Genomic DNA, 20038 nt, shown 5'->3' with positions numbered 1-20038 from the left:
ACAGGCGGTGGACATCTGTGGGGGAGGCGGGGTCGCTCGTCCACACCGTCTCAACAGATCGGGGCTGCGGCCTGGGGATCGATCGGCGGCGGTTGTGGCCCCGGGAGGGCCGCTCCTACGCTCGCCCGACACGTCGAGAAGTCGCCGTGTCGACACGTTGCGACCCCGGGGCGAGGAGGGCGTCATGGCCGATGGTGGAATGGCCCCGGAGCCCCACCGGATCCGTCCGATCGACCCACGCCACCACGGAGATGACCCGCCTGTGACCGAGCCGCTGCCGTTCGAGCGCCCCGCCCCGGCCGCCCCGGCGGAGACCGCCCCCGACGCCGGCGGGCTCGGACCCACCGGCCGGCCGATGCCGGTGCTGCCGGAGCCCGCGCCGGTGCGCTCCCACGGCGGCGCGCGCGTCGTCGCCCTGTGCAACCAGAAGGGCGGCGTCGGCAAGACGACCACCACGATCAACCTCGGCGCCGCGCTCGCCGAGTACGGCCGGCGCGTGCTGCTCGTCGACTTCGACCCGCAGGGGTCGCTCTCGGTCGGGCTAGGCCTCAACCCGCACGAGACCGAGCTGACCGTCTACAACCTGCTGATGGAGCGCGACGTCACGCTGGCCGACGTCGTCGTGCCGTCCGGGGTCGAGGGCATGGACCTCCTGCCGTCGAACATCGACCTCTCGGCGGCCGAGGTGCAGCTGGTGCACGAGGTCGCCCGCGAGCAGACCCTGCAGCGCGTGCTCGCGCCGGCGGTCGCGGAGTACGACGTCATCCTCATCGACTGCCAGCCCTCGCTCGGACTGCTCACCGTCAACGCGCTCACCGCGTCGGACGGCGTCATCGTGCCGCTGGAGTGCGAGTACTTCGCGCTGCGCGGCGTCGCGCTGCTCAAGACGACGATCGACAAGGTGTGCGAGCGGCTCAACCCCCGGCTGCAGATCGACGGCGTCCTCGGCACCATGTACGACGGTCGGACGCTGCACAGCCGCGAGGTCATGGAGCGGCTCGTCCAGGCGTGGGGCGACACGGTCTTCCACACCGTCATCCGGCGCACGGTGAAGTTCTCCGACTCGACGGTCGCCGGCGAGCCGATCACGACCTACGCGTCGTCCTCGGCCGGCGCCGACTCCTACCGTCAGCTCGCGCGGGAGGTGCTCGCCCGGTGGCCGCACGACGCGTGAGCCTGCCGGCGGCGGACGACCTCTTCCGGCCGACCGCGCCGGAGCCGGACGACGCGCCGCGGGTGCGCGCCGTCCCCGCGCGCGAGGCGGAGCAGGCGGACGAGGCCGCCGCGACCGAGCCGACCCCGCGTCGCGGCGCCCGGCGGGCGGCGACGCCGAGCGGCCGGGTGCGGCACGACGAGAAGATGACCGTCTACGTGACCAGCGAGGAGCTCCTCGCCCTCGAGCACGCGCGCCTCACCCTGCGCGGCACCCACGGGCTGCCGGTCGACCGCGGCCGGATCGTGCGCGAGGCCGTCGCCCTGGTGCTCGCCGAGTTCGAGGCCGAGGGCGAGGACAGCGCGCTGGTGCGGCGGCTGCGCGGGGAATGACCACCCTCGACGCCCAGGACGCAGCGAGCCTCGGGCTCGCCCCGGGGTCGTCCGGCGACGCGGCGGGCTTCGCCGTGCGGCTCGACAACTTCGAGGGCCCCTTCGACCTCCTGCTGGGTCTGATCGCCAAGCACCGTCTCGACATCACCGAGGTGGCGCTCTCGCAGGTCACCGACGAGTTCATCGCCCACGTCAAGGCCGGCGGGCCGGTGTGGGACCTCGAGCAGACCACCTCGTTCCTGCTCGTCGCCGCGACGCTGCTCGACCTCAAGGCCGCGCGGCTGCTGCCGTCGGCGGAGGTCGAGGACGAGGAGGACCTCGCGCTGCTGGAGGCCCGCGACCTGCTGTTCGCGCGGCTCCTGCAGTACCGCGCGTTCAAGCAGGTCGCGAGCGTGATCGAGCAGCGGCTGCTCGCCGAGTCGCAGCCCCACCCGCGGGCCGTGGGCCTGGAGGAGCGGTTCGCGGGCCTGCTGCCCGAGGTGCTGATCGGCATCGGCCTCGACCAGTTCGCCCGACTGGCGGCCACGGCCATGACGCCGAAGCCGGTGCCCGAGGTGACGCTGCACCACATCCACGCCCCGGCCGTCAGCGTCCGGGAGCAGGCCGCCCTCGTCGCCGACCGGCTGCGCCGTTCCGGCACGCTGACCTTCCGCGCCCTGTGCGGCGACTCGCCCGACACGCTCACCACCGTGGCGCGGTTCCTCGCCCTGCTCGAGCTCTTCCGCGAGGGCGTGCTCGCCTTCGACCAGGTCACGCCCCTGGGCGAGCTGACCGTGCGGTGGAGCGCGGACGACGACGTCGACCTCGACGCGGTCGTCGCCGCCTCCGACGAGTTCGACGGCGCGCCGACCGACGACCCGCCCGCGACCCCAGGAGCAGACGCATGACCGAGCCGGCCCTGCCGATCGAGGGGCTGCCCTCCGACGCCGCAGGCGAGGACGCCCCCAGCCACCCGCTGCGCCCGGCGCTGGAGGCGGTGCTGATCGTCGCCGACCAGCCGCTGGACGCCGTCACGCTCGCGAGCGCCGTGGGCCACCCCGTGGAGGACGTCGTCGCGACGCTGCAGACGCTGGCCGAGGAGTACGCCGAGCAGCAGCGCGGCTTCGACCTGCGCCACGTCGCGGGCGGGTGGCGCTACTACACGCGCGAGGAGCTCGCGCCCGTCGTCGAGCGGTTCGTGCTGGACGGCCAGCAGGCCCGCCTGACCCAGGCGGCACTGGAGACCCTGGCGGTCGTGGCCTACAAGCAGCCCGTCTCCCGCGCGCGGGTCTCGGCGATCCGCGGGGTCAGCGTCGACGGCGTGATGCGCACGCTGCTCGCGCGGGGCCTGGTCGAGGAGGCCGGTCAGGACGCCACCACCGGGGCCAACCTGTACCGCACGACGTCGTACTTCCTCGAGCGGATCGGCGTGACCTCCCTCGACGACCTGCCCGAGCTCGCGCCCTACCTGCCCGACATGGCCGACCTCGACGAGGTCGACGAGCGGCTCGCCGAGCCCACCACTGCCGAGCCCACCACCGACGAGCCCACCGGAGGCACCCCGTGACCGTCAGCCCCGAGCCGGACGCCGACGGCCTGGTGCGGCTGCAGAAGCTGCTCGCGATGTCCGGCGTGGCGTCGCGCCGACGGTGCGAGGAGCTGATGCTCGCCGGGCTGGTCGAGGTCGACGGCGAGGTCGTCACCCGCCTCGGCACCAAGGTCGACCCGACGTCGGCGGTCATCCGGGTCGAGGGACGCCGGCTGCCGCCGGTGAGCCCGCACGTCTACCTGGTGCTCAACAAGCCCCGCGGCGTCGTCTCGACCATGTCGGATCCCGAGGGGCGACGCACCCTGGGCGACCTCGTGGCCGACCGTCCCGAGCGGCTCTTCCACGTCGGCCGGCTCGACACCGACACCACCGGCCTGATCCTGCTCACCAACGACGGCGACTTCGCGCACACGGTCGCGCACCCCTCGTTCGAGGTCGAGAAGACCTACGTCGCCGAGGTCGAGGGCGAGGTGTTCCCGCGCACGCTCAAGTCCCTGCGCGAGGGCGTCGAGCTGGACGACGGGCCGGTCGACGTGCGCCGGGTCAGGCTGCTCGCCGGCCCGCGGACGCCCCGCGACCCCCAGCGCAGCATCGTCGAGCTGGTCATCCACGAGGGCCGCAACCGCATCGTCCGGCGGCTGCTCGACCACGTCGGCCACCCCGTGCTGCGCCTGACGCGCACCGCGATCGGCCCCGTGCGGCTGGGCCAGCTCGGCTCGGGGGAGCTGCGCGAGCTCACCCGCGACGAGCTCGGCGCCCTGCTGGACCTCGCCCGGCTCTGAGCCCCGGCACTCGCTAGCCTGATGCCGCCGCCCGGACGGGCGGGCGACCGACCCGAGGAGGACGACGTGGCCGTGCGCGCGGTGCGGGGTGCGACCCAGCTGGAGGCCGACACCCGCGAGCAGATGCTCGACCGGGTGGCCGAGATGGTCACCGACGTCATGACCTCCAACGGGCTCGTGGTCGACGACTTCATCTCCGTGGTCTTCACCGCGACCTCCGACCTCGTCTCGGAGTTCCCCGCCTACGCGGCGCGGCAGCTGGGGTTCGGCGAGATCCCGCTGCTGTGCGCCCGCGAGCTCGAGATCGCCGGCTCGATGCCGCGGGTGGTGCGGATGCTCGCGCACGTCGAGACCGACCGTCCGCGCGCCGAGATCACCCACGTGTACCTGCACGGCGCGGCCGCCCTGCGCAGCGACCTGACGCGGGTCCGCGCGGTGCCCGACGGTGACTGAGGCGCTCGTCGGCCCGGTCGAGGTCGTCGGCGCCGGTCTGCTCGGCACCTCCGTCGGCCTCGCGCTGAGCCGGTGCGGGCTCGAGGTGCTGCTCAGCGACGCCTCCTCCGAGCACGTCCGCACCGCCTCGGGCCTCGGCGCTGGACGGCCCCGCACCCCCGACGACCGGCCGCAGGTCGTGGTGGTCGCGGTGCCGCCCGACCACCTCGGCGCCGTGATCGCCGCGACCCTGGAGGCCGAGCCGCAGGCGGTCGTCACCGACGTCGGGTCGATCAAGACCCGACCGCTCGTCGAGCTCGCCGCGCACCCGGGGCTGCCCCGCTACGTCGGCGGCCACCCGATGGCGGGCTCCGAGCGCTCCGGGCCGCTGGCCGGCTCGGCCGCGCTCTTCGAGGGCCGCCCCTGGGCGATCACGCCCCATGCGGACGCCGCGCCGGACGCCGTCGCGCTCGTCCGCGAGCTCGCCGAGCGGTGCGGCGCGGTGCCCGTCGTGCTGGCGCCCGAGGAGCACGACCGGGCCGTCGCGCGGATCTCCCACGTCCCGCACCTGATGGCCGCCCTGACCGCCGGACGGCTGGCCGACGCCCCGCGCGACCACCTCGCGCTCTCCGGCCAGGGGGTCCGCGACGTCACCCGGGTCGCCGGGGGCGACCCGGCGCTCTACGGGCAGATCGTCAGCGCCAACGCCGCCGCCGTGCTCGACCTGCTGGCCGAGGTGCGCACCCGGCTCGACGACGTCATGGCGGCCCTCGCCGCCGGCGACCGCGACGCGCTGCAGCGCCTGCTCGTCGAGGGCAACGCCGGCACCCGCGCCATCCCCGGCAAGCACGGCGAGCACGACCCGCGGCCGATGCGCACGGTCATCGTCTCGGTGCCCGACCACCCCGGGGAGCTCGCGCGGCTCTTCGCGGCGGCCGGCGAGGCGGAGGTCAACATCGAGGACGTCCGCATCGACCACGACCCCGGCCGGCCGGTCGGTCTGGTCGAGCTCGTCGTCGACGCCTCGCGCGCCGACCACCTGCTCGGGTCGCTCGAATCCCGCGGGTGGCTCACCCACCGGTAGGCTGCTCGGTCGTGACGACTCCCGGAGCCCCCCTCGCCCACGGTCTCGTCCTCGCCGTCGACGGCACGTCGGGCTCCGGCAAGTCGAGCACCTGCCGCGGCGCGGCCGAGCGGCTCGGGCTCGCCTACCTCGACACCGGCGCCCAGTTCCGCGCCGTCACCTGGTGGATGCTCGAGCACGGCGTCGACGTCCACGACCCCGACGCGGTGGCCGCCCGGGCCGGCGAGCCGACCCTCGTCTCGGGCACCGACCCGCTGAACCCGACCATCCACGTCGACGGCGTCGACGTGGCGGTCGAGATCCGCACCCAGCGCGTCACCGACGCGGTGTCGCCGGTCAGCACCGTCCCCGCCGTCCGCGCGCGGCTGCTGGAGCTGCAGCGGCAGATCATCGCCGAGGCCCGCGAGGGCGCCGGCATCGTGGTCGAGGGCCGCGACATCGGCAGCGTCGTCGCGCCGGACGCCCCGGTGAAGCTCTACCTCACCGCCGACCCCGAGGCGCGGGCCGCGCGCCGGGCGGCCGAGCAGGGGTCCGCCGACGCCGCCGCGCTCGCGGCCACCCGCGCGTCCCTCCTCGACCGCGATCGCATCGACTCCGGGCGCGCCACCGCCCCGCTGACCCTCGCCGAGGGGGCGGTGCACCTCGACACGACGCCGTTCTCCCTCGACGAGGTCGTCGCGCAGGTCGTGGCGCTCGCGGAGGCGGTCGGGGCGGGCGCGTGAGCGCGGGCGCGCACGCCGCGCCACCCCGCAGCGACCACGTCCCCCACCCGCACCGCCACCTGCTGCACCCGCTGCGGCCGCCGTTCCGGTGGCTCCTGCGGCGGCGCTGGGACGTCGTCGTGCACGGCGCCGCGCACGTCCCCGCGCGCGGCCCGGTGATCCTCGCGCCCAACCACATCGGCGTCATCGACGGTCCGCTGGTGGCCATCGTCGCGCCGCGGCCGGTGCACGCGCTGACCAAGAGCGAGATGTTCGTCGGCCGCACCGGCACCTTCCTGCGGCACGCCGGGCAGATCCCGCTCGACCGCTGGCGCACCGACGTCGCCGCGGTGCGGTCCTGCCTGCGGGTGCTGCGCGACGGCGGGGTCGTCGGGGTCTTCCCCGAGGGCCGCCGCGGCGACGGCGAGCTGACCCGCCTGCACGGCGGCGCGGCCTACCTGGCGCTGGTCGCCGGGGCGCCGATCGTCCCCGTCGCGCTCTTCGGCACCCGCCAGCCGGGCGCGGACGCCGACGCGCTGCCGCCCCGTGGCGCCCGCATCGACGTCGCGTTCGGGGAGCCGCTGGGCCTCGTCCCGCAGCCGTGGCCGCGGCGCCGCGCCGACGTCGTCGCGGCCACCGGCGTCGTCCACGACCACCTGCGTCGCCACCTCGACGCCGCCCGGGTCGCCCTGGGCCAAGAGCTTCCCGGTCCGCTGCCACCCGGCCAGACCGAACCCGACCCCGCCCTCGGGGTCACCGAGCAAGGAGCACCGTGACCGACCACGACCACCCCTACGAGTCCGAGCCGACGGACGACGCCGACGGGCCGACGGGTCCGGTGCCGGTGCTGGCCGTCGTCGGCCGGCCGAACGTCGGCAAGTCGACGCTCGTCAACCGGATCATCGGCCGCCGCGAGGCCGTCGTCCAGGACATCCCCGGCGTCACCCGCGACCGCGTCTCCTACGACGCCACCTGGAACGGTCGCGCCTTCACCGTCGTCGACACCGGCGGCTGGGACCCCGACGCCCGCGGTCTGGCCCACGCGATCGCCGCCCAGGCCGAGGTGGCCGTGACGCTGGCCGACGCGGTGCTGTTCGTCGTCGACGCCACCGTCGGCATCACCGACTCCGACGAGGCGGTCGTGCGGATCCTGCGCAAGTCCGGCAAGCCGGTGATCCTCGCGGCCAACAAGGTCGACGACGCTCGCACCGAGGCCGAGGCGCACGCGCTGTGGAACCTCGGGCTCGGCGAGCCGTGGCCGGTCTCGGCGCTGCACGGACGCGGCTCGGGCGACATGCTCGACGCGATCCTCGCCGCGCTGCCCGAGCCGCCGCCGGAGCGGATCGGCGAGGAGGTCGGCGGCCCGCGTCGCATCGCCATCGTCGGGCGGCCCAACGTCGGCAAGTCCTCGCTGCTCAACCGGCTGGCGGGGGAGGAGCGGGTGGTCGTCGACAACGTCGCCGGCACCACGGTCGACCCCGTCGACGAGCTGATCGAGCTCGGCGGCCAGGTGTGGCGGTTCATCGACACCGCCGGCATCCGCAAGCGGGTCAAGACCGCGTCGGGCCACGAGTACTACGCCTCGCTGCGCACGAGCACGGCGCTGGACCGTGCCGAGGTCGCCGTGCTGGTGATCGACGGCGGGCAGTCGGTGAGCGAGCAGGACATGCGGATCATCCAGATGATCCGCGACTCCGGCCGCGCGCTGGTCATCGCCTTCAACAAGTGGGACCTCGTCGACGAGGAGCGCCGCTACTACCTCGACCGCGAGATCGAGCGCGACCTCGTGCAGGTGCAGTGGGCCCCGCGGATCAACATCACCGCCCGCACCGGCTGGCACATCGACCGGCTGGTGCCGGCGATCACGCGGGCGCTGGAGGGCTGGGAGACCCGCATCTCCACCGGTGCGCTCAACGCGTTCCTCGGCCGGCTCGTCGCCGAGCACCCGCACCCGGTGCGCTCGGGCAAGCAGCCGCGCATCCTCTTCGGCACCCAGGCCTCGACCGCGCCGCCGACGTTCATCCTGTTCACCTCCGGCAAGCTCGACGCCGGCTACGAGCGGTTCATCGAGCGGCGGCTGCGCGAGGAGTTCGGCTTCGTCGGCACCCCGATCGTGCTCCAGCAGCGGCCGCGGGAGAAGCGCAAGCGCTGAGCGGAGCGAGCCGGCCGACAGGTTCGGCGGCCGGCCGCCGAAGGTCCGGCGGTCGGCCGCCGAACCTGTCGGTGGGCGTTCGAACCTTCGCACGCCCACCGACAGGTCCCGTCGACCGAGGAGGCCCCGTGCGCGTGCCGACCGTGCTCCTGCTCGCCCTGGCGCTCGCCGGTCCCACGGCCGTCCGGGGCACGCCGATGCCGGACGCCGCGGCGACGAGCACCCGCGCCGCACCCCGAGCGTCCACCGTCGCCGGCTGCGCGGTGCTCCCCGCGTCCAGCTGGTGGCACGCCCGCGTCGACCGCCTCCCGGTGCACCGGCGCAGCGCCGACTGGCTGGCGTCGATGTCGCCGTCGCGGCGGCTCCACCCCGATCTCGGGGGCCCGTACGGCATCCCCGTGACGGTGGTGCGCGGCGACCACCCGAAGGTGACGGTGCGGTTCGACTACGCCGCCGAGAGCGACCGGGTGCGCTACCCGCTCGGCCCCGACACCCGGATCGAGGGCGGCGCGGCCTCCGACGGCGATCGGCACGCGATCGTGGTCGACCGCGACCGGTGCCTGCTCCACGAGACCTGGGCGACCCGGCGCACGGCCCGCGGCTGGACGGCCGGCTCGGGCGCGGTGTGGAGCCTGCGGTCGAACCGACTGCGCCCCGACGGCTGGACCTCCGCGGACGCCGCGGGGCTGCCGATCCTGCCGGGCCTGCTGCGGTGGAGCGAGGTGCGCGACGACACGATCGACCACGCGGTGCGGTTCACGACCGACGTGACGGCGCGCCGCCACCTGTGGCCGGCCCGGCACGACGCCGGGTCGACGGACGCGTGGACGGCGCCCCCGATGGGCGCACGGTTCCGCCTGCGGGCCGACTACGACCTCTCCGGGCTGGGCGCCTACGCCCGCCGGGTCGCCCGCGCCTTCCAGCGCTACGGGCTGGTGCTCGCCGACAACGGCTCGCCGTGGTTCTTCCAGGGCGAGGTGAGCCCGCACTGGCCGGACGCGATGGTCGAGCAGCTGAAGACGATCCCGGCCTCGGCGTTCGAGGCGGTCGACACCGCGTCCCTGCGCCGGTCGCCGGACTCCGGCGCGGCGCGCCCCCAGGGGTGACCCCCGTCGGGCGCCCCGCCCGGCGAGACTGACGCCATGATCTCTCGGCAGCTGCGCGGCGCGACCGCGCTCCTCCTCGGTCTGGTCATGGTCGGCGCCGTCGCGCCGACCGCCCGGGCCGCCACCTTCCGTCACACCGACGCCACCGGCGACGTCCGTCTCTCGACGTCCGCCGACGGCCAGACCTACCGCGACGCCGGCGTCGTGCGCAGCGTCCGCCGCGGTGACCTCACCGGGCTCACCGTCCAGCACACGCTCGAGGTCGTCCGGGTGTCCAGCGGCCTGCGCGCCCCCGCGCAGCAGTGGCTGGCCCGGATCCTCACCTCCACCGGCAACACCTACGACGTCGTCCGGGCCACCGACGGCAGCAACGCGGTCGTCTCCTTCCGTCGCAACGGCAAGGCCGCGACCTGCGAGGGGCTGAGCGTCGTCCCGACCCGCAGCGGCATCGTCGCCACCGTCCCGCGTCGCTGCGTCGGCACGCCGTACCGCATCAAGGTGGGCGTGCAGGCCGGCGGCGAGCTCGATCGCACGGCGGGCCGCACCCGGTTCGGCACCGACGACGCGCTCCTCGTCGGCACCGGGCGGGCCTTCCGTCCGCGCCTGTCCGGCTGGATCGTCGGCTCCGCCTGACGTCGCTCCGGCGTCCACGGTCCCGGGTCCCGTCGCCGGCGGGTCCCGGGACCGTCCCGATCGTGACGTAGGTCGCCCTTACCTAAGTGAGGCAGTCCTTGGTAAGGTGGTCCTCACCAGTCCGTGCGAAGGAGCGAGCCATGTCGGTCATGTCGGCGATGTCCCTGCGACGTCACGCCGCGCCCGTGCTCGTCCCCGCGTCGGTCGGCCCGGTCGAGGAGCGCGTCGCGACGCTGAGCGCCCTGCGCTGCGGCGCCGCCGGCACCGTCACCGGCGTGGTCGCCGACGACCCGGCCGTCGCCCAGCGCCTCGTCGACCTCGGCTTCGTCCCCGGCACGCCGGTCGAGACCGTGCGCCGCGCCCCGCTGCGCGACCCGGTCGTGTACCGCGTCGCCGGCTACGAGATCGCCCTGCGGAAGGCGCAGGCCGACTGCATCCGCATCGCGCCCACGGCGTGAGCGACCACTGCGGTCCGGCTGAGCCCGCAGGCGTCGCGGTCGCGGGACGGCGTCGGATCGCCCTGGTCGGCAGCCCCAACTCGGGCAAGACGACCCTGTTCAACGCCCTCACCGGGCTGCGGGCCAAGACCGGCAACTACCCCGGCGTCACGGTCACGCGCTACCAGGGCGTGGCGGAGACCGCCCTCGGGCCGGTCGTCCTCGAGGACCTCCCCGGCACCTACAGCCTCACCGCGATCAGCCCCGACGAGCGCATCGTCGCCGGTGTCCTGGATCCGGCCGACGACTCCCAGGACACGCCCGACGCGCTGATCCTCACCCTCGACGCCACCACGCTGCGTCGCTCGCTCCGCCTCGCCGCGCAGGTGCTGCGGGCTGACCTGCCGGTCTGCGTCGTCGTCACCTTCACCGACGAGCTGACCCGACGCCAGGGCCGTCTCGACCTCGCGGCGCTCGGCCGTGCGCTCGGCGTCCCGGTGCTGGCGGTCGTCGGCGGGCGGCGTCAGCAGCTCGGCGAGCTGCGCGAGCTGCTCGGCGGGCCGGCGACCTGGAGCCGTCCGCTGGTGCCGCCGCCGCTCGACGCCGAGGCGGTCTCGGGCTGGGTCGACTCGGTGCTCGCGAGTGCCGGGTACGCCGCGCCCGAGCTGGACGCGCGCACCCGTCGACTGGACGCCGTGCTGCTGCACCCGGTCGGGGGCACGGTCGTGTTCCTCGCGACGATGTTCGTCTTCTTCCAGACCATCTTCACCCTGGCCGCGCCGGTGCAGGGGCTGATCGAGACGGGCTTCGCGGCGCTCGGCGACCAGGTGCGCGCCTCGATCGGCGTCGACTGGCTGGCGGGCCTGCTCGCGGACGGCGTCATCGGCGGCGTCGGCGGGGTCGTGGTCTTCCTGCCGCAGATCGCGCTGCTGTTCGTCCTGATCTCGCTGCTCGAGGGCGTCGGCTACCTGGCGCGCGCCGCCTTCCTCATGGACCGCGTGATGGCCCGGGCCGGCCTCGAGGGCCGCGCGTTCGTCGCCCTGCTCTCGTCCTTCGCCTGCGCGATCCCCGGCATCATGGCCACCCGGACGCTGCCGTCGACCCGCGACCGCATCGCCACCATGATGGGCGCGCCGCTGATGACCTGCTCGGCGCGGCTGCCGGTCTACGTGCTGCTCATCGGCCTGCTCGTGCCCTCCGACGCCCGCGTCGGGCCGATCGGCGCGCAGGGTCTCGTGATGTTCGGGCTCTACCTCGGCGGCGCGGTCTCCGCGATGCTCACCGCCTGGCTGTTCAGCCGCCTCGGCCGCTCGGCCGGCCCGGCCCTGCCGTTCTACATGGAGATGCCGCCGTACCGCCTGCCGTCGGCGCGCTCGGTGCTGCTGGCCGTCTACGACGCCTGCCGCGGCTTCCTCGCCAAGGTCGGCAAGATCATCCTCGGCACCACGGTCGTCCTCTGGCTGCTGCTGAACCTGCCGGCCCCCTCGGACGCGGAGCTGGCGCGGGCGGGCGTCGACCCGGCCGACTCCTCAGCCGTCGCGTCGTACACGATCGACCACAGCCTGGCCGCCGACGTCGGCCGCGCCGTCGAGCCGGTCTTCGAGCCCCTGGGCTTCGACTGGCGGATCAACGTCGGCGTGCTCGCCTCGCTCTCGGCTCGGGAGGTCTTCGTCGCGACGATGGGCCAGGTGGCCGCGGCGACCAACCCGGACGACCCGTCCCAGGCGCTGGCCGACCTGCGCGTGCAGGACGGTCCGCGCGCCGGCGAGCCGCTGTTCACCGCTCCGGTGCTGGCGGCGCTGCTGGTGTTCTTCCTCTACGCGCTGCAGTGCATGTCGACCATCGCCGTGCTGCGCCGCGAGTCCGGCTCGTGGCGGTGGCCGGCCATCGCGTTCACCTACCTCTTCGCGCTCGCCTGGACCATGGCCCTGCTGGCCCGGGTGGTCGTCGGGGCGGTCACGTGAGCGCGCCGCGTCCGCCCGTGCACGCCGAGGCCGTGCCCGGACGCCCCTCCTGCGCCCGGTGGGTCGTCCCGCCGGGCTCGCTGCGGCTCGTCGGCGTGCCGGAGCGCGTGCCGGCCCCGCTCGCGCGGCTGCTCGACGAGGGCCTCCTGGTGCACGTCGAGGTCGAGCCCGCCGCCGTGCTGCTCGAGCTCGCGCCCGCGCACACGTGGGCGGCGTCGGGCGACGTCGTGCGCGGCGCGCTGCAGGACGCGCTGACCGATCCCGAGGGCTGGGTGCCGGCCGACGGCGACGATCCGGCTCGGGAGCACCTGGCCGCGGCGGCGCGCGAGGTGCTGGCCGGCGAGGTCGGCGCCTACGCCCGCAGCCACGGCGGCAGCCTCGAGCTGGTCGCCGTGCACGACGGCGTCGTCGACGTCGAACTGCGCGGCACCTGCGACGGCTGCCCGGCGGCCGGTCGCACGCTGGAGGACCGCGTCCTGACGGCGATCCGCTCGCTCGACCCGTCGGTGACGGCCGTGCGCTCGGTGCGTCCGGACGCCCCGTCCGACCGCGCCGGCGGCCGCCGACTGCTGCCGCTCGTCTTCCGCCGGTAGGCCGTCCGGGCGCCGGCTCAGGGCACCCGCCGCGCCGCCCGGGCGGCCCGGAGGCTGCCGACGGCGACGCCGCCGAGGGCGATCGCCGCGCCCGTCGCCACCAGCCCGGCGCCGATCCAGCGGATCGCGTCGGGCAGCAGCGGCAGGCAGGCGAGCAGGCCGATCGCCGTCACCGCGAGCGCGAGGGCGCCCGTGCGTGCGAGGACCGGCGCCGCCGCGCGATGCCCGGCGTCCCAGGCCGCGTCGGAGCGCAGGAGCCCCGGGAGCCGGATGCCGACGAGGCGGTTGCGGGGGAGCCCGACCGCGATCGAGCGGGCGAGGGCGACGTCCACCAGACCGATCATCAGCCCGATCGGCGCGCAGGCTGCCAGCAGTGCGTCCATGCCCTGATCCTGCCCTCCTGCCCGCGGGCGGTGCGGGCCGGTGCGCGGCTCCCGTCGCATGGGGGGTGGCGGGAGCCGCGCCTCCGGGCCAGGCAGGGAGGCATGGGCTCCCGGAGCCTGCCGACCTCTGGGGAGGCAGGACCTCCGACGCTAGGGCATCGCGCCGACACCGCGCCTGCCGGTCTGGTCCGGCTCCGGGCACACTGGCGGCATGGGATCAGACCCGACGGTGGCCGTCGAGGCGGCGGAGCCCGCGACCGCGACGGTGCTGCTGGTGGAGGACGAGGTCGACCTCGCCCGTATGGTGGAGGCCTACCTCCGACGCGCCGGCTTCGCCGTCGAGCACGCGCGGACGGGGCCGGAGGCGATCGCGGCCGCGGAGCGTCGTCGGCCCGAGGTCGTCGTGCTCGACCTCGGCCTCCCGGGGCTCGACGGCGTCGAGGTGTGCCGGCGGATCCGCACCTTCTCCGACTGCTACGTCCTGATGCTGACCGCCCGCGCCGACGAGGCCGACCGGCTCGTCGGTCTGGCCGTCGGCGCCGACGACTACATCACCAAGCCGTTCTCGCCGCGCGAGCTCGTGGCCCGGGTGCAGGTCGTGCTGCGTCGGCCTCGCCAGGCGGCTCCGGAGGCACCGGCGCGTTCCCGGCTCCCCACAGGGCTGGCGGTCGACCCGGACGGCCGGCGGGTCGAGGTCGACGGCCGCGGGATCGAGCTGACCCGCACCGAGTTCGACATCCTGGCGACGATGGCCTCCCGCCCCAGCTCGGCCTGGAGTCGTCAGCAGATCATCGAGTCGGTCTGGGGCCCGGGCTGGGTGGGCGACGAGCACGTCGTCGACGTCCACGTGGTGCACCTGCGCCGCAAGCTGGGCGACGACTCGGGTCGGCCGCGATTCGTCGAGACCGTCCGCGGGGTTGGCTACCGGATGGCGACGTCATGACCGTCGCGGCCCGACGTCCGCGGCCGTCGCTGCGGCTCCCGGCCCGTAGGAGCCTCCCGGGCCGCCTGCTGCTCGCACAGTCCGTGGTCCTGCTCGCGGGCTTCCTCACCGCGGGAGCGGTGGCGGCGATCGTCGGTCCGCCGCTCTTCCACCACCACCTGCTCCAGGCCGGTGCGCCGCCGAGCGAGCCGGAGATGCACCACGTCGAGGAGGCCTATCGCATCGCGAGCCTGCTCTCCCTCGGCGTGGCGGTGGCGATCGCCGGGCTCTGCGCGGCGATCGCCACGTGGCTCTTCGCGATGCGGTTGCGTCGGCCCTTCGCCGCCCTGACCCGCGCCGCGGAGCGGGTCCGGCACGGCGACTACGCCGCCCGCGTCCGTCCGGCCGAGGCGGGGCCGGAGCTCGACGCCCTGGCGGACGCCTTCAACTCCATGGCATCGCGGATCGAGCACACCGAGGACACCCGTCGTCGGCTGCTCGCCGACCTGGCCCACGAGCTGCGGACGCCCATCGCGACCCTGGGCGCCTGGGCGGAGGGCCTGGACGACGGCGTCGCGGTCTGGGACGCCGACTCGGCGGCGGTCGTGCACCTGCAGATCGCGCGGCTGCAGCGGCTCGCCGCCGACCTCGGCGAGGTGTCCCGTGCCGAGGAGGGTCGTCTGAGCGTCGACCCGGTCCGGATCGGCGTCGCCGAGCTCGTGGGCCCGTGCGTGCGCTCCCACGAGGCCCGGTTCGACGAGGCCGGCGTGCGGCTCGCGCTGGACGTGCCCGACGCGACCGCGTCCGAGCACCTCCACGTCGATCGCGAGCGGATCGACCAGGTGCTCACGAACCTCCTCGACAACGCCCGGCGGCACACGGGGCGCGGGGGCCGGGTGGAGGTGATGGTCCGGCGGACGGCCGACGTTCTGGAGATGTGGGTGAGCGACGACGGCGCCGGCATCGCGCCGGACGACCTCCCGCACGTGTTCGAGCGCTTCTACCGCGGCGGCACCGGGCCGGGGGCGTCCATCGGCTCGGGCATCGGACTCACGATCAGCCGGGCGATCGTCGAGGCCCACGGCGGCTCCCTGACCGCGTCCAGCGACGGGCCGGGACGGGGCGCGACGTTCGTCGTGCGGCTGCCCCTGGCGGATGACCGGAATCTTGATCGGATCTTCATCGAACGCTGACGGCCCCTCAGGTCCCGCTCGGCATCCTGGAGGCACCATCGTCCTGGAGGAGACCCGCATGAACCGCCGTCCGATCGTCCGCTCCGCCCAGCTGGCGGCCACCGCCGTGTTTGCCCTCGGCGGGCTGGCCGCCTGCGGCTCCGACGACCACAGCGGGATGGACCACGGCTCGATGGGCTCGATGGGCTCGATGGGCTCGATGGGCTCGGCGAGCCCCTCGGCGTCCGGCGGTGCGTCCGACGCCGCCTTCGACGACGCGGACGTGACGTTCGCGCAGATGATGATCCCGCACCACCGTCAGGCCCTCGAGATGGTCGCTCTCACCGAGGGCCGCACGCTCTCGCCCGAGGTGCAGGCGGTCGTCGACGGCATCGAGCGGGCGCAGACGCCCGAGGTCGAGACGATGACCGGCTGGCTGCGCTCCTGGGGCGAGGACGTGCCCGCCGAGGCCGGCGCGGGGATGTCGGGCATGTCCGACATGGAGGGGATGGACCACTCCGGCATGGACCACGGCTCGATGCCGGGCATGATGACCGCCCAGCAGATGACCGACCTGCAGGACGCCTCCGACGCCGACTTCCAGCGGCTGTGGCTGCAGATGATGATCGAGCACCACCGGGGAGCCGTCGAGATGGCGAAGGCCGAGCAGCAGGACGGGCGGTACGCGCCCGCGCGCGAGCTGGCCGACTCGATCGTCCGCACCCAGCAGGACGAGATCGGCCGGATGCAGGCGCTGCTCGACTCCTGAGCCCGGCGGCTCAGCCCGAGAACGCGTAGTCGTCGAGCGGGAACGTCCGGCTGGCGAGCGCGGAGGACACCGTGGTGGTCGGCCGCAGCGGCACGTCGCCGTGCTCGTCGAAGTAGTAGCTGTTCGAGCCGGTGCACGACTCCTGCCAGAACACCTGCCGGTGTCGCCGGCGCAGCATGCCGGCGAAGAACCGGTCGTCGGCCTCCCGGGTGACCTCGACCCGGGTGGCCGAGCGCCGGCGCGCCGCCCGCAGCACGCGGACGATGTGATGCACCTGCGCCTCGATCAGGGCGAAGTAGGACGATCCGTTGTAGCCGTAGGGCCCGAAGACCATGAAGCAGTTCGGGAAGCCGGGCACCGAGACGCCCTCGTAGGCGCGCAGGCGATGCTCGGCGAAGTACGCGGCGGTCGTGACGCCGTCGACGCCCCGCAGCTCGAAGGTCGGCAGGTTGTCGGGCTCCATCACCTTGAAGCCGGTGGCCAGGACGAGCACGTCGATCTCGTGCTCGGTGCCGTCGCTCGTCCGGACGCCCGTCGGGGTGATCTCGGCGATCGGCGTGGTCTCGAGGTGCACGTTCGGCCGGTTGTAGGTGGCCAGGTAGGAGTTGTGGAAGCTCGGCCGCTTGCAGCCCAGGCCGTACGCGGGCGTGAGCCGCGCGGCGACCTCGGGATCGTCGACCTGCTCGGCGATCCAGCGGCGGCCGGCGCGCTCCATCACGTGGGTGAGTGGAAACCACGCGTGGTAGTGCGCGGCGATCGGGAAGGTGACCTCGACGAACGCCTGGCTCAGCGCTCGCACCGCGGTGCGAGCGCCCGGCAGGCGCAGCCCGGCACGCACCGGGGCCGGCAGCGGGACGTCGGGCTTGGGGAAGCACCAGATCGGCGTGCGCTGGAAGACGGTCAGCGAGGCCACGTCCGGCGCGATCTCGGGGATCAGCTGGACGCCCGAGGCGCCCGTCCCGATGACCGCCACGCGCTGGCCCGCGAGGTCGACGGCGTGGTCCCAGCGCGCCGTGTGGACGGTGGTGCCGGCGAAGTCGGCGACGCCCGGGATGTCGGGCAGGCGCGGCTGGGTGAGGACGCCGCAGGCGCTGACCAGGAAGCGCGGGCGCAGCGTCGAGCCGTCGGAGAGCTCGACGGCGTACCGGTCGTCGTCCTCGTGCCAGACCGCCCGCAGCACGCGCCGGCCGAACCGCAGGAAGGGACGGAGCCCGTGCTCGTCGACGAGGTCCTCGGCGTAGCGCGCGAGCTCCGCGCCCTTCGCGTAGGAGCGGCTCCAGTCGGTGCGCTGGGCGAAGGAGAACTGGTAGCTGAACGACGGGATGTCGACGGCCACGCCGGGATAGGTGTTCCAGTGCCAGGTGCCGCCGACGGCCTGGCCGTCCTCGACGATCAGCAGGTCGTCCACGCCCTCGCGGAGCAGGCTGATCGCCGCGCCGATGCCGGAGAAGCCGGCGCCCACGATCAGGACCTCGAGGTCGCGGTCGCCGATCGGCGTGGGGTCGTGCGGGGTCGAGGTCACAGTCGTCCTCCGAGGATGCGCAGGGGCGTCGGGAGCAGGCGGGTCGCATGGAGCCCGAGGTGAGCCTCCCATCCGACCGGCACGAGCGCGCGGTCGTCTCGGGCGGCTCGCACGATCGCCTCGGCGACGCGCTCGGGCGCGTGACCATGGCGGAAGACCCGGCTCAACGCCGACCGCTGACCCTCCGCGGCCCCGCGCAGCCGGGTCGCGGCGAGGATCGGCGTGTCGATCACGCCGGGGCACACGACGCTGACGCCCACACCGTGCCTCGACCAGTCGGCGCGCAGGCTCTCCGAGAGCATCCGGACGCCGGCCTTGGTCGCGCAGTACGCCGCGGTGCGGCGGCTCGGGACGAAGGCCAGGCCCGAGGCGACGTTGACCACCTGCCCGCGGCCGCGCGCGACCAGGTGGCGCCCGAAGGCGTGGCAGCCGTGCACGACGCCATCGAGGTTCACCGACCGGATCCAGGCCCAGTCGTCGAGGTCGGCGTCGAGGAAGTCGCCGCCCAGGCCGACGCCGGCGTTGTTGACCAGCACGTCCACGGCGCCGAGGCCCGCCTCGATCTCGTTCGCCAGCGCCACGACGGCAGGTGCTTCGGCGACGTCGCACGCGCGCGCGAGGCCCTGGCCGCGGCCGCACGCGCTCGCGGTCCGCTCGGCGGAGGCGAGGTCGAGGTCGACGCAGACCACCTGCGCGCCGCGGGCGGCGAAGGCCAGCGCGGTGGCGCGTCCGATGCCGCTGCCCGCGCCGGTGACGACCACCAGCCGGGGTCGGCGGATGCCGCTCACGCCGCAGCCCCGCTGCCGCGACGCCGGACGACGACCGGCACGCCGTGGGCCGGTCGGAGGGTCAGTGACTGCTTGGGCGTCACGACGGCGCCGGGCGCGAGGTCGAAGACCAGGCGCTGGGAGAGCGCCGCCACGACCGCGACCATCTCCATGAGCGCGAAGCTCTGGCCGATGCAGACCCGGCGGCCCGCGCCGAACGGCAGGAACGCAGACCGGTGCGGACGCGGTGCGCCGGGGAGGAACCGCTCGGGGCGGAAGGACTCGGGATCCTCCCAGTACCTCGGATCGTGGTGGAGCAGGTGCACGGGGACGAGGATCGTGGTGCCGCGGCGGATGTGGTGGCCGTCGATCACGTCGTCCACCAGCGCCACCCTCGGGAGCACCGGCACCGCGGAGTACATCCGCTGGGACTCCTGCACGCACGCGAGGGTCCAGGGCAGCGCCCCGAGGTCGTCGGCGGTCGGGGTGCGGCCGGCGAGCACGGCGTCCACCTCGTCGAGCATCCGCGCGCGCGCCTCGGGATGGGTCGCGAGCAGGTACCAGAGCCACGCGAGCGCGTTCGCGGTGGTCTCGTGGCCGGCCAGCATGAAGGTGAGGGCCTCGTCGCGCACCCGCTGTCGTCCCCAGCTGCCCTCGCCGGCCTCGAGCAGCAGGTTGAGCAGGTCGGGCGCCGTCGTGGGTCGGGCGAGCCGTGCGTCCACCACCTCGTCGACCGCCCGGTCGAGCGTGCGAGCGACCTCCTGGACGGTGCGCAGTGGCGGCGGCAGCGTCAGCGGTGCCCGTCCGATCGCGCCGATGGCCCGCCAGGCGGGCCCGGGCAGTACCCCGATCAGGGTCAGGCGAAGCAGCGTCTCCGCGAGGTCGAGCCCGCGGGTGGCGACCGCGTGCATGCTGTCGACGACGGCGCCGAAGTCCTGGCTGAAGAGCGCGTTGGCGACGACCCGCAGTGTCAGCCGCACCATCTCCTCGTGGAGATCGACCTGCGGCTCGGCCCCGGGGTGCGTCAGGCCGTCCAGGGCGTGGGTCGTCGCGAGGATCGGCTCGAGCATGAGGTCCACGAGACCGGTGAGCCGGCGCTTGGCGAACATCGGGTTCAGCGCGAGGCGGTGGGCGGCCCAGGAGTCGGCCTCGTCGGTGAGCAGGTTGAGGCCCGCGATCGTGCGGATGGGCGCGTACTCCAGCGACTTCGCGTAGTTCGTGCGCCCGGCGTGGAAGAGGTGGTCGACGTGCTCGGCGCGACGCAGCGAGACGAAGCGACGGGTGCCCAGGCGTGCCCGGGTGACGTCGTGGCGTCCGAGCAGCGGGGTGACGCCCCGGTCGAGGTCGAGCCCGACCAGCAGGGCGGCGGCGGTGGCCGTGACGGTCGGCACGCGGTGGGCGCTCCCCGGACGGCTCCGGGGGTCGGACGGGGCGGTGATGGCGCTCATCGAGTCTCCTCGGCTGTGCTCGCGGACGAGCCGGTGCGCCGTCCGTTCGCGACGTTAGGGCGCCTCGGAGGACGGCGGAATGCGCTGGACGGACACGA

General features: G+C 74.8%; 22 protein-coding genes. 18 read left to right on the top strand and 4 right to left on the bottom strand.

The annotated features are described in order from the left end of the window. Positions 1-184: 184 nt before the first annotated feature. The 15 genes from K8Z61_RS06415 to K8Z61_RS19245 all read left to right on the top strand — a co-directional run bounded on the left by K8Z61_RS06415 (position 185) and on the right by K8Z61_RS19245 (position 12957). Positions 185-1174 carry a ParA family protein gene (locus tag K8Z61_RS06415; protein ID WP_374227905.1) on the top strand — a complete coding sequence of 330 codons (990 nt, stop codon included), beginning with the start codon at positions 185-187 and terminating at the stop codon, positions 1172-1174. After that, positions 1156-1545, top strand: a complete 390-nt coding sequence (locus K8Z61_RS06410; protein WP_224127529.1) for a hypothetical protein — start codon at positions 1156-1158, stop codon at positions 1543-1545. Before K8Z61_RS06415 ends, K8Z61_RS06410 begins: the two co-directional genes overlap by 19 nt. Further along, positions 1542-2432: a ScpA family protein gene (locus K8Z61_RS06405; RefSeq protein WP_224127527.1), complete on the top strand. Its 891-nt coding sequence runs from the start codon at positions 1542-1544 to the stop codon at positions 2430-2432. Before K8Z61_RS06410 ends, K8Z61_RS06405 begins: the two co-directional genes overlap by 4 nt. Then, a complete protein-coding gene (gene scpB, locus K8Z61_RS06400) occupies positions 2429-3091 on the top strand; it encodes an SMC-Scp complex subunit ScpB (RefSeq protein ID WP_224127526.1) in 663 nt (220 codons plus the stop codon). Before K8Z61_RS06405 ends, scpB begins: the two co-directional genes overlap by 4 nt. A 56-nt stretch (positions 3092-3147) precedes the next feature. Next, positions 3148-3855, top strand: coding sequence for a pseudouridine synthase (locus K8Z61_RS06395; protein ID WP_374227916.1), 708 nt, complete (start codon positions 3148-3150; stop codon positions 3853-3855). Between the two features lie 21 nt (positions 3856-3876). Next, a complete protein-coding gene (gene aroH / locus K8Z61_RS06390) occupies positions 3877-4308 on the top strand; it encodes a chorismate mutase (protein WP_224127524.1) in 432 nt (143 codons plus the stop codon). Continuing rightward, positions 4301-5371, top strand: coding sequence for a prephenate dehydrogenase (locus tag K8Z61_RS06385; protein ID WP_224127523.1), 1071 nt, complete (start codon positions 4301-4303; stop codon positions 5369-5371). Before aroH ends, K8Z61_RS06385 begins: the two co-directional genes overlap by 8 nt. Before the next feature lie 11 nt (positions 5372-5382). After that, positions 5383-6093 (top strand): (d)CMP kinase, encoded by a 711-nt coding sequence (cmk, locus tag K8Z61_RS06380; protein WP_224127522.1) that lies wholly within the window; start codon positions 5383-5385, stop codon positions 6091-6093. After that, a complete protein-coding gene (locus K8Z61_RS06375; RefSeq protein WP_224127521.1) occupies positions 6090-6848 on the top strand; it encodes a 1-acyl-sn-glycerol-3-phosphate acyltransferase in 759 nt (252 codons plus the stop codon). The genes cmk and K8Z61_RS06375 overlap by 4 nt, the downstream gene beginning before the upstream one ends. Then, complete coding sequence (gene der, locus K8Z61_RS06370; RefSeq protein WP_224127519.1) at positions 6845-8224, top strand: ribosome biogenesis GTPase Der; 1380 nt, start codon at positions 6845-6847, stop codon at positions 8222-8224. Before K8Z61_RS06375 ends, der begins: the two co-directional genes overlap by 4 nt. A 128-nt stretch (positions 8225-8352) precedes the next feature. Continuing rightward, positions 8353-9330 carry a hypothetical protein gene (locus K8Z61_RS06365; RefSeq protein WP_224127517.1) on the top strand — a complete coding sequence of 326 codons (978 nt, stop codon included), beginning with the start codon at positions 8353-8355 and terminating at the stop codon, positions 9328-9330. 36 nt (positions 9331-9366) lie between these two features. Then, positions 9367-9963 carry a hypothetical protein gene (locus tag K8Z61_RS06360; protein ID WP_224127515.1) on the top strand — a complete coding sequence of 199 codons (597 nt, stop codon included), beginning with the start codon at positions 9367-9369 and terminating at the stop codon, positions 9961-9963. Between the two features lie 140 nt (positions 9964-10103). After that, positions 10104-10421 (top strand): FeoA family protein, encoded by a 318-nt coding sequence (locus K8Z61_RS06355; RefSeq protein ID WP_224127513.1) that lies wholly within the window; start codon positions 10104-10106, stop codon positions 10419-10421. Between the two features lie 56 nt (positions 10422-10477). Next, positions 10478-12364: a ferrous iron transporter B gene (locus tag K8Z61_RS06350; protein ID WP_374227915.1), complete on the top strand. Its 1887-nt coding sequence runs from the start codon at positions 10478-10480 to the stop codon at positions 12362-12364. Next, positions 12361-12957, top strand: coding sequence for a NifU family protein (locus K8Z61_RS19245; RefSeq protein WP_224127511.1), 597 nt, complete (start codon positions 12361-12363; stop codon positions 12955-12957). Before K8Z61_RS06350 ends, K8Z61_RS19245 begins: the two co-directional genes overlap by 4 nt. 17 nt (positions 12958-12974) lie before the next feature. Here K8Z61_RS19245 and K8Z61_RS06340 read toward each other — a convergent pair whose 3' ends face one another. Next, positions 12975-13340, bottom strand: coding sequence for an SdpI family protein (locus K8Z61_RS06340; protein WP_224127509.1), 366 nt, complete (start codon positions 13338-13340; stop codon positions 12975-12977). Positions 13341-13551: 211 nt separating this feature from the next. Between K8Z61_RS06340 and K8Z61_RS06335 the strand changes: the two genes are divergently transcribed. From K8Z61_RS06335 to K8Z61_RS06325, 3 genes are read left to right on the top strand one after another with little or no spacing between them, the layout of a single operon-like run. Continuing rightward, positions 13552-14283 (top strand): response regulator transcription factor, encoded by a 732-nt coding sequence (locus tag K8Z61_RS06335; protein WP_224127508.1) that lies wholly within the window; start codon positions 13552-13554, stop codon positions 14281-14283. Beyond that, positions 14280-15455 (top strand): HAMP domain-containing sensor histidine kinase, encoded by a 1176-nt coding sequence (locus tag K8Z61_RS06330; RefSeq protein ID WP_224127507.1) that lies wholly within the window; start codon positions 14280-14282, stop codon positions 15453-15455. The genes K8Z61_RS06335 and K8Z61_RS06330 overlap by 4 nt, the downstream gene beginning before the upstream one ends. Before the next feature lie 58 nt (positions 15456-15513). Next, entirely contained in the window at positions 15514-16203 is a 690-nt protein-coding gene (locus K8Z61_RS06325; protein ID WP_224127506.1) for a DUF305 domain-containing protein, read from the top strand. A 10-nt stretch (positions 16204-16213) separates the two neighbouring features. Here the strand turns inward: K8Z61_RS06325 and K8Z61_RS06320 are convergent, their stop codons facing one another. Genes K8Z61_RS06320 through K8Z61_RS06310 form a run of 3 tightly spaced genes read right to left on the bottom strand, consistent with a single transcriptional unit; the run spans position 16214 to position 19940 of the window. Continuing rightward, positions 16214-17725: an NAD(P)/FAD-dependent oxidoreductase gene (locus K8Z61_RS06320; RefSeq protein WP_224127505.1), complete on the bottom strand. Its 1512-nt coding sequence runs from the start codon at positions 17723-17725 to the stop codon at positions 16214-16216. Then, positions 17722-18513, bottom strand: coding sequence for an SDR family NAD(P)-dependent oxidoreductase (locus K8Z61_RS06315; RefSeq protein WP_224127504.1), 792 nt, complete (start codon positions 18511-18513; stop codon positions 17722-17724). Before K8Z61_RS06315 ends, K8Z61_RS06320 begins: the two co-directional genes overlap by 4 nt. Continuing rightward, a complete protein-coding gene (locus K8Z61_RS06310) occupies positions 18510-19940 on the bottom strand; it encodes a cytochrome P450 (protein ID WP_224127502.1) in 1431 nt (476 codons plus the stop codon). Before K8Z61_RS06310 ends, K8Z61_RS06315 begins: the two co-directional genes overlap by 4 nt. Positions 19941-20038: the final 98 nt, after the last annotated feature.

Source organism: Nocardioides sp. TRM66260-LWL (assembly GCF_020075545.1).
Classification (GTDB): Bacteria; Actinomycetota; Actinomycetes; order Propionibacteriales; family Nocardioidaceae; genus Nocardioides.
Note: the sequence above shows the minus strand (reverse complement) of the source record. Positions and strands in the feature narration are given on the sequence as shown.

Bases quoted from the DNA above. Each gene is read 5' to 3' on its own strand.
- K8Z61_RS06395 (WP_374227916.1), top strand. From the start codon at position 3,148: ATGTCCGGCGTGGCGTCGCGCCGACGGTGCGAGGAGCTGATGCTCGCC.
- K8Z61_RS06405 (WP_224127527.1), top strand. From the start codon at position 1,542: ATGACCACCCTCGACGCCCAGGACGCAGCGAGCCTCGGGCTCGCCCCG.
- K8Z61_RS06360 (WP_224127515.1), top strand. From the start codon at position 9,367: ATGATCTCTCGGCAGCTGCGCGGCGCGACCGCGCTCCTCCTCGGTCTG.
- K8Z61_RS06415 (WP_374227905.1), top strand. From the start codon at position 185: ATGGCCGATGGTGGAATGGCCCCGGAGCCCCACCGGATCCGTCCGATC.
- K8Z61_RS06335 (WP_224127508.1), top strand. From the start codon at position 13,552: ATGGGATCAGACCCGACGGTGGCCGTCGAGGCGGCGGAGCCCGCGACC.
- aroH (WP_224127524.1), top strand. From the start codon at position 3,877: ATGCCGCCGCCCGGACGGGCGGGCGACCGACCCGAGGAGGACGACGTG.
- K8Z61_RS06355 (WP_224127513.1), top strand. From the start codon at position 10,104: ATGTCGGTCATGTCGGCGATGTCCCTGCGACGTCACGCCGCGCCCGTG.
- K8Z61_RS06330 (WP_224127507.1), top strand. From the start codon at position 14,280: ATGACCGTCGCGGCCCGACGTCCGCGGCCGTCGCTGCGGCTCCCGGCC.
- K8Z61_RS06325 (WP_224127506.1), top strand. From the start codon at position 15,514: ATGAACCGCCGTCCGATCGTCCGCTCCGCCCAGCTGGCGGCCACCGCC.
- scpB (WP_224127526.1), top strand. From the start codon at position 2,429: ATGACCGAGCCGGCCCTGCCGATCGAGGGGCTGCCCTCCGACGCCGCA.
- K8Z61_RS06310 (WP_224127502.1), bottom strand. From the start codon at position 19,940: ATGAGCGCCATCACCGCCCCGTCCGACCCCCGGAGCCGTCCGGGGAGC.
- K8Z61_RS06340 (WP_224127509.1), bottom strand. From the start codon at position 13,340: ATGGACGCACTGCTGGCAGCCTGCGCGCCGATCGGGCTGATGATCGGT.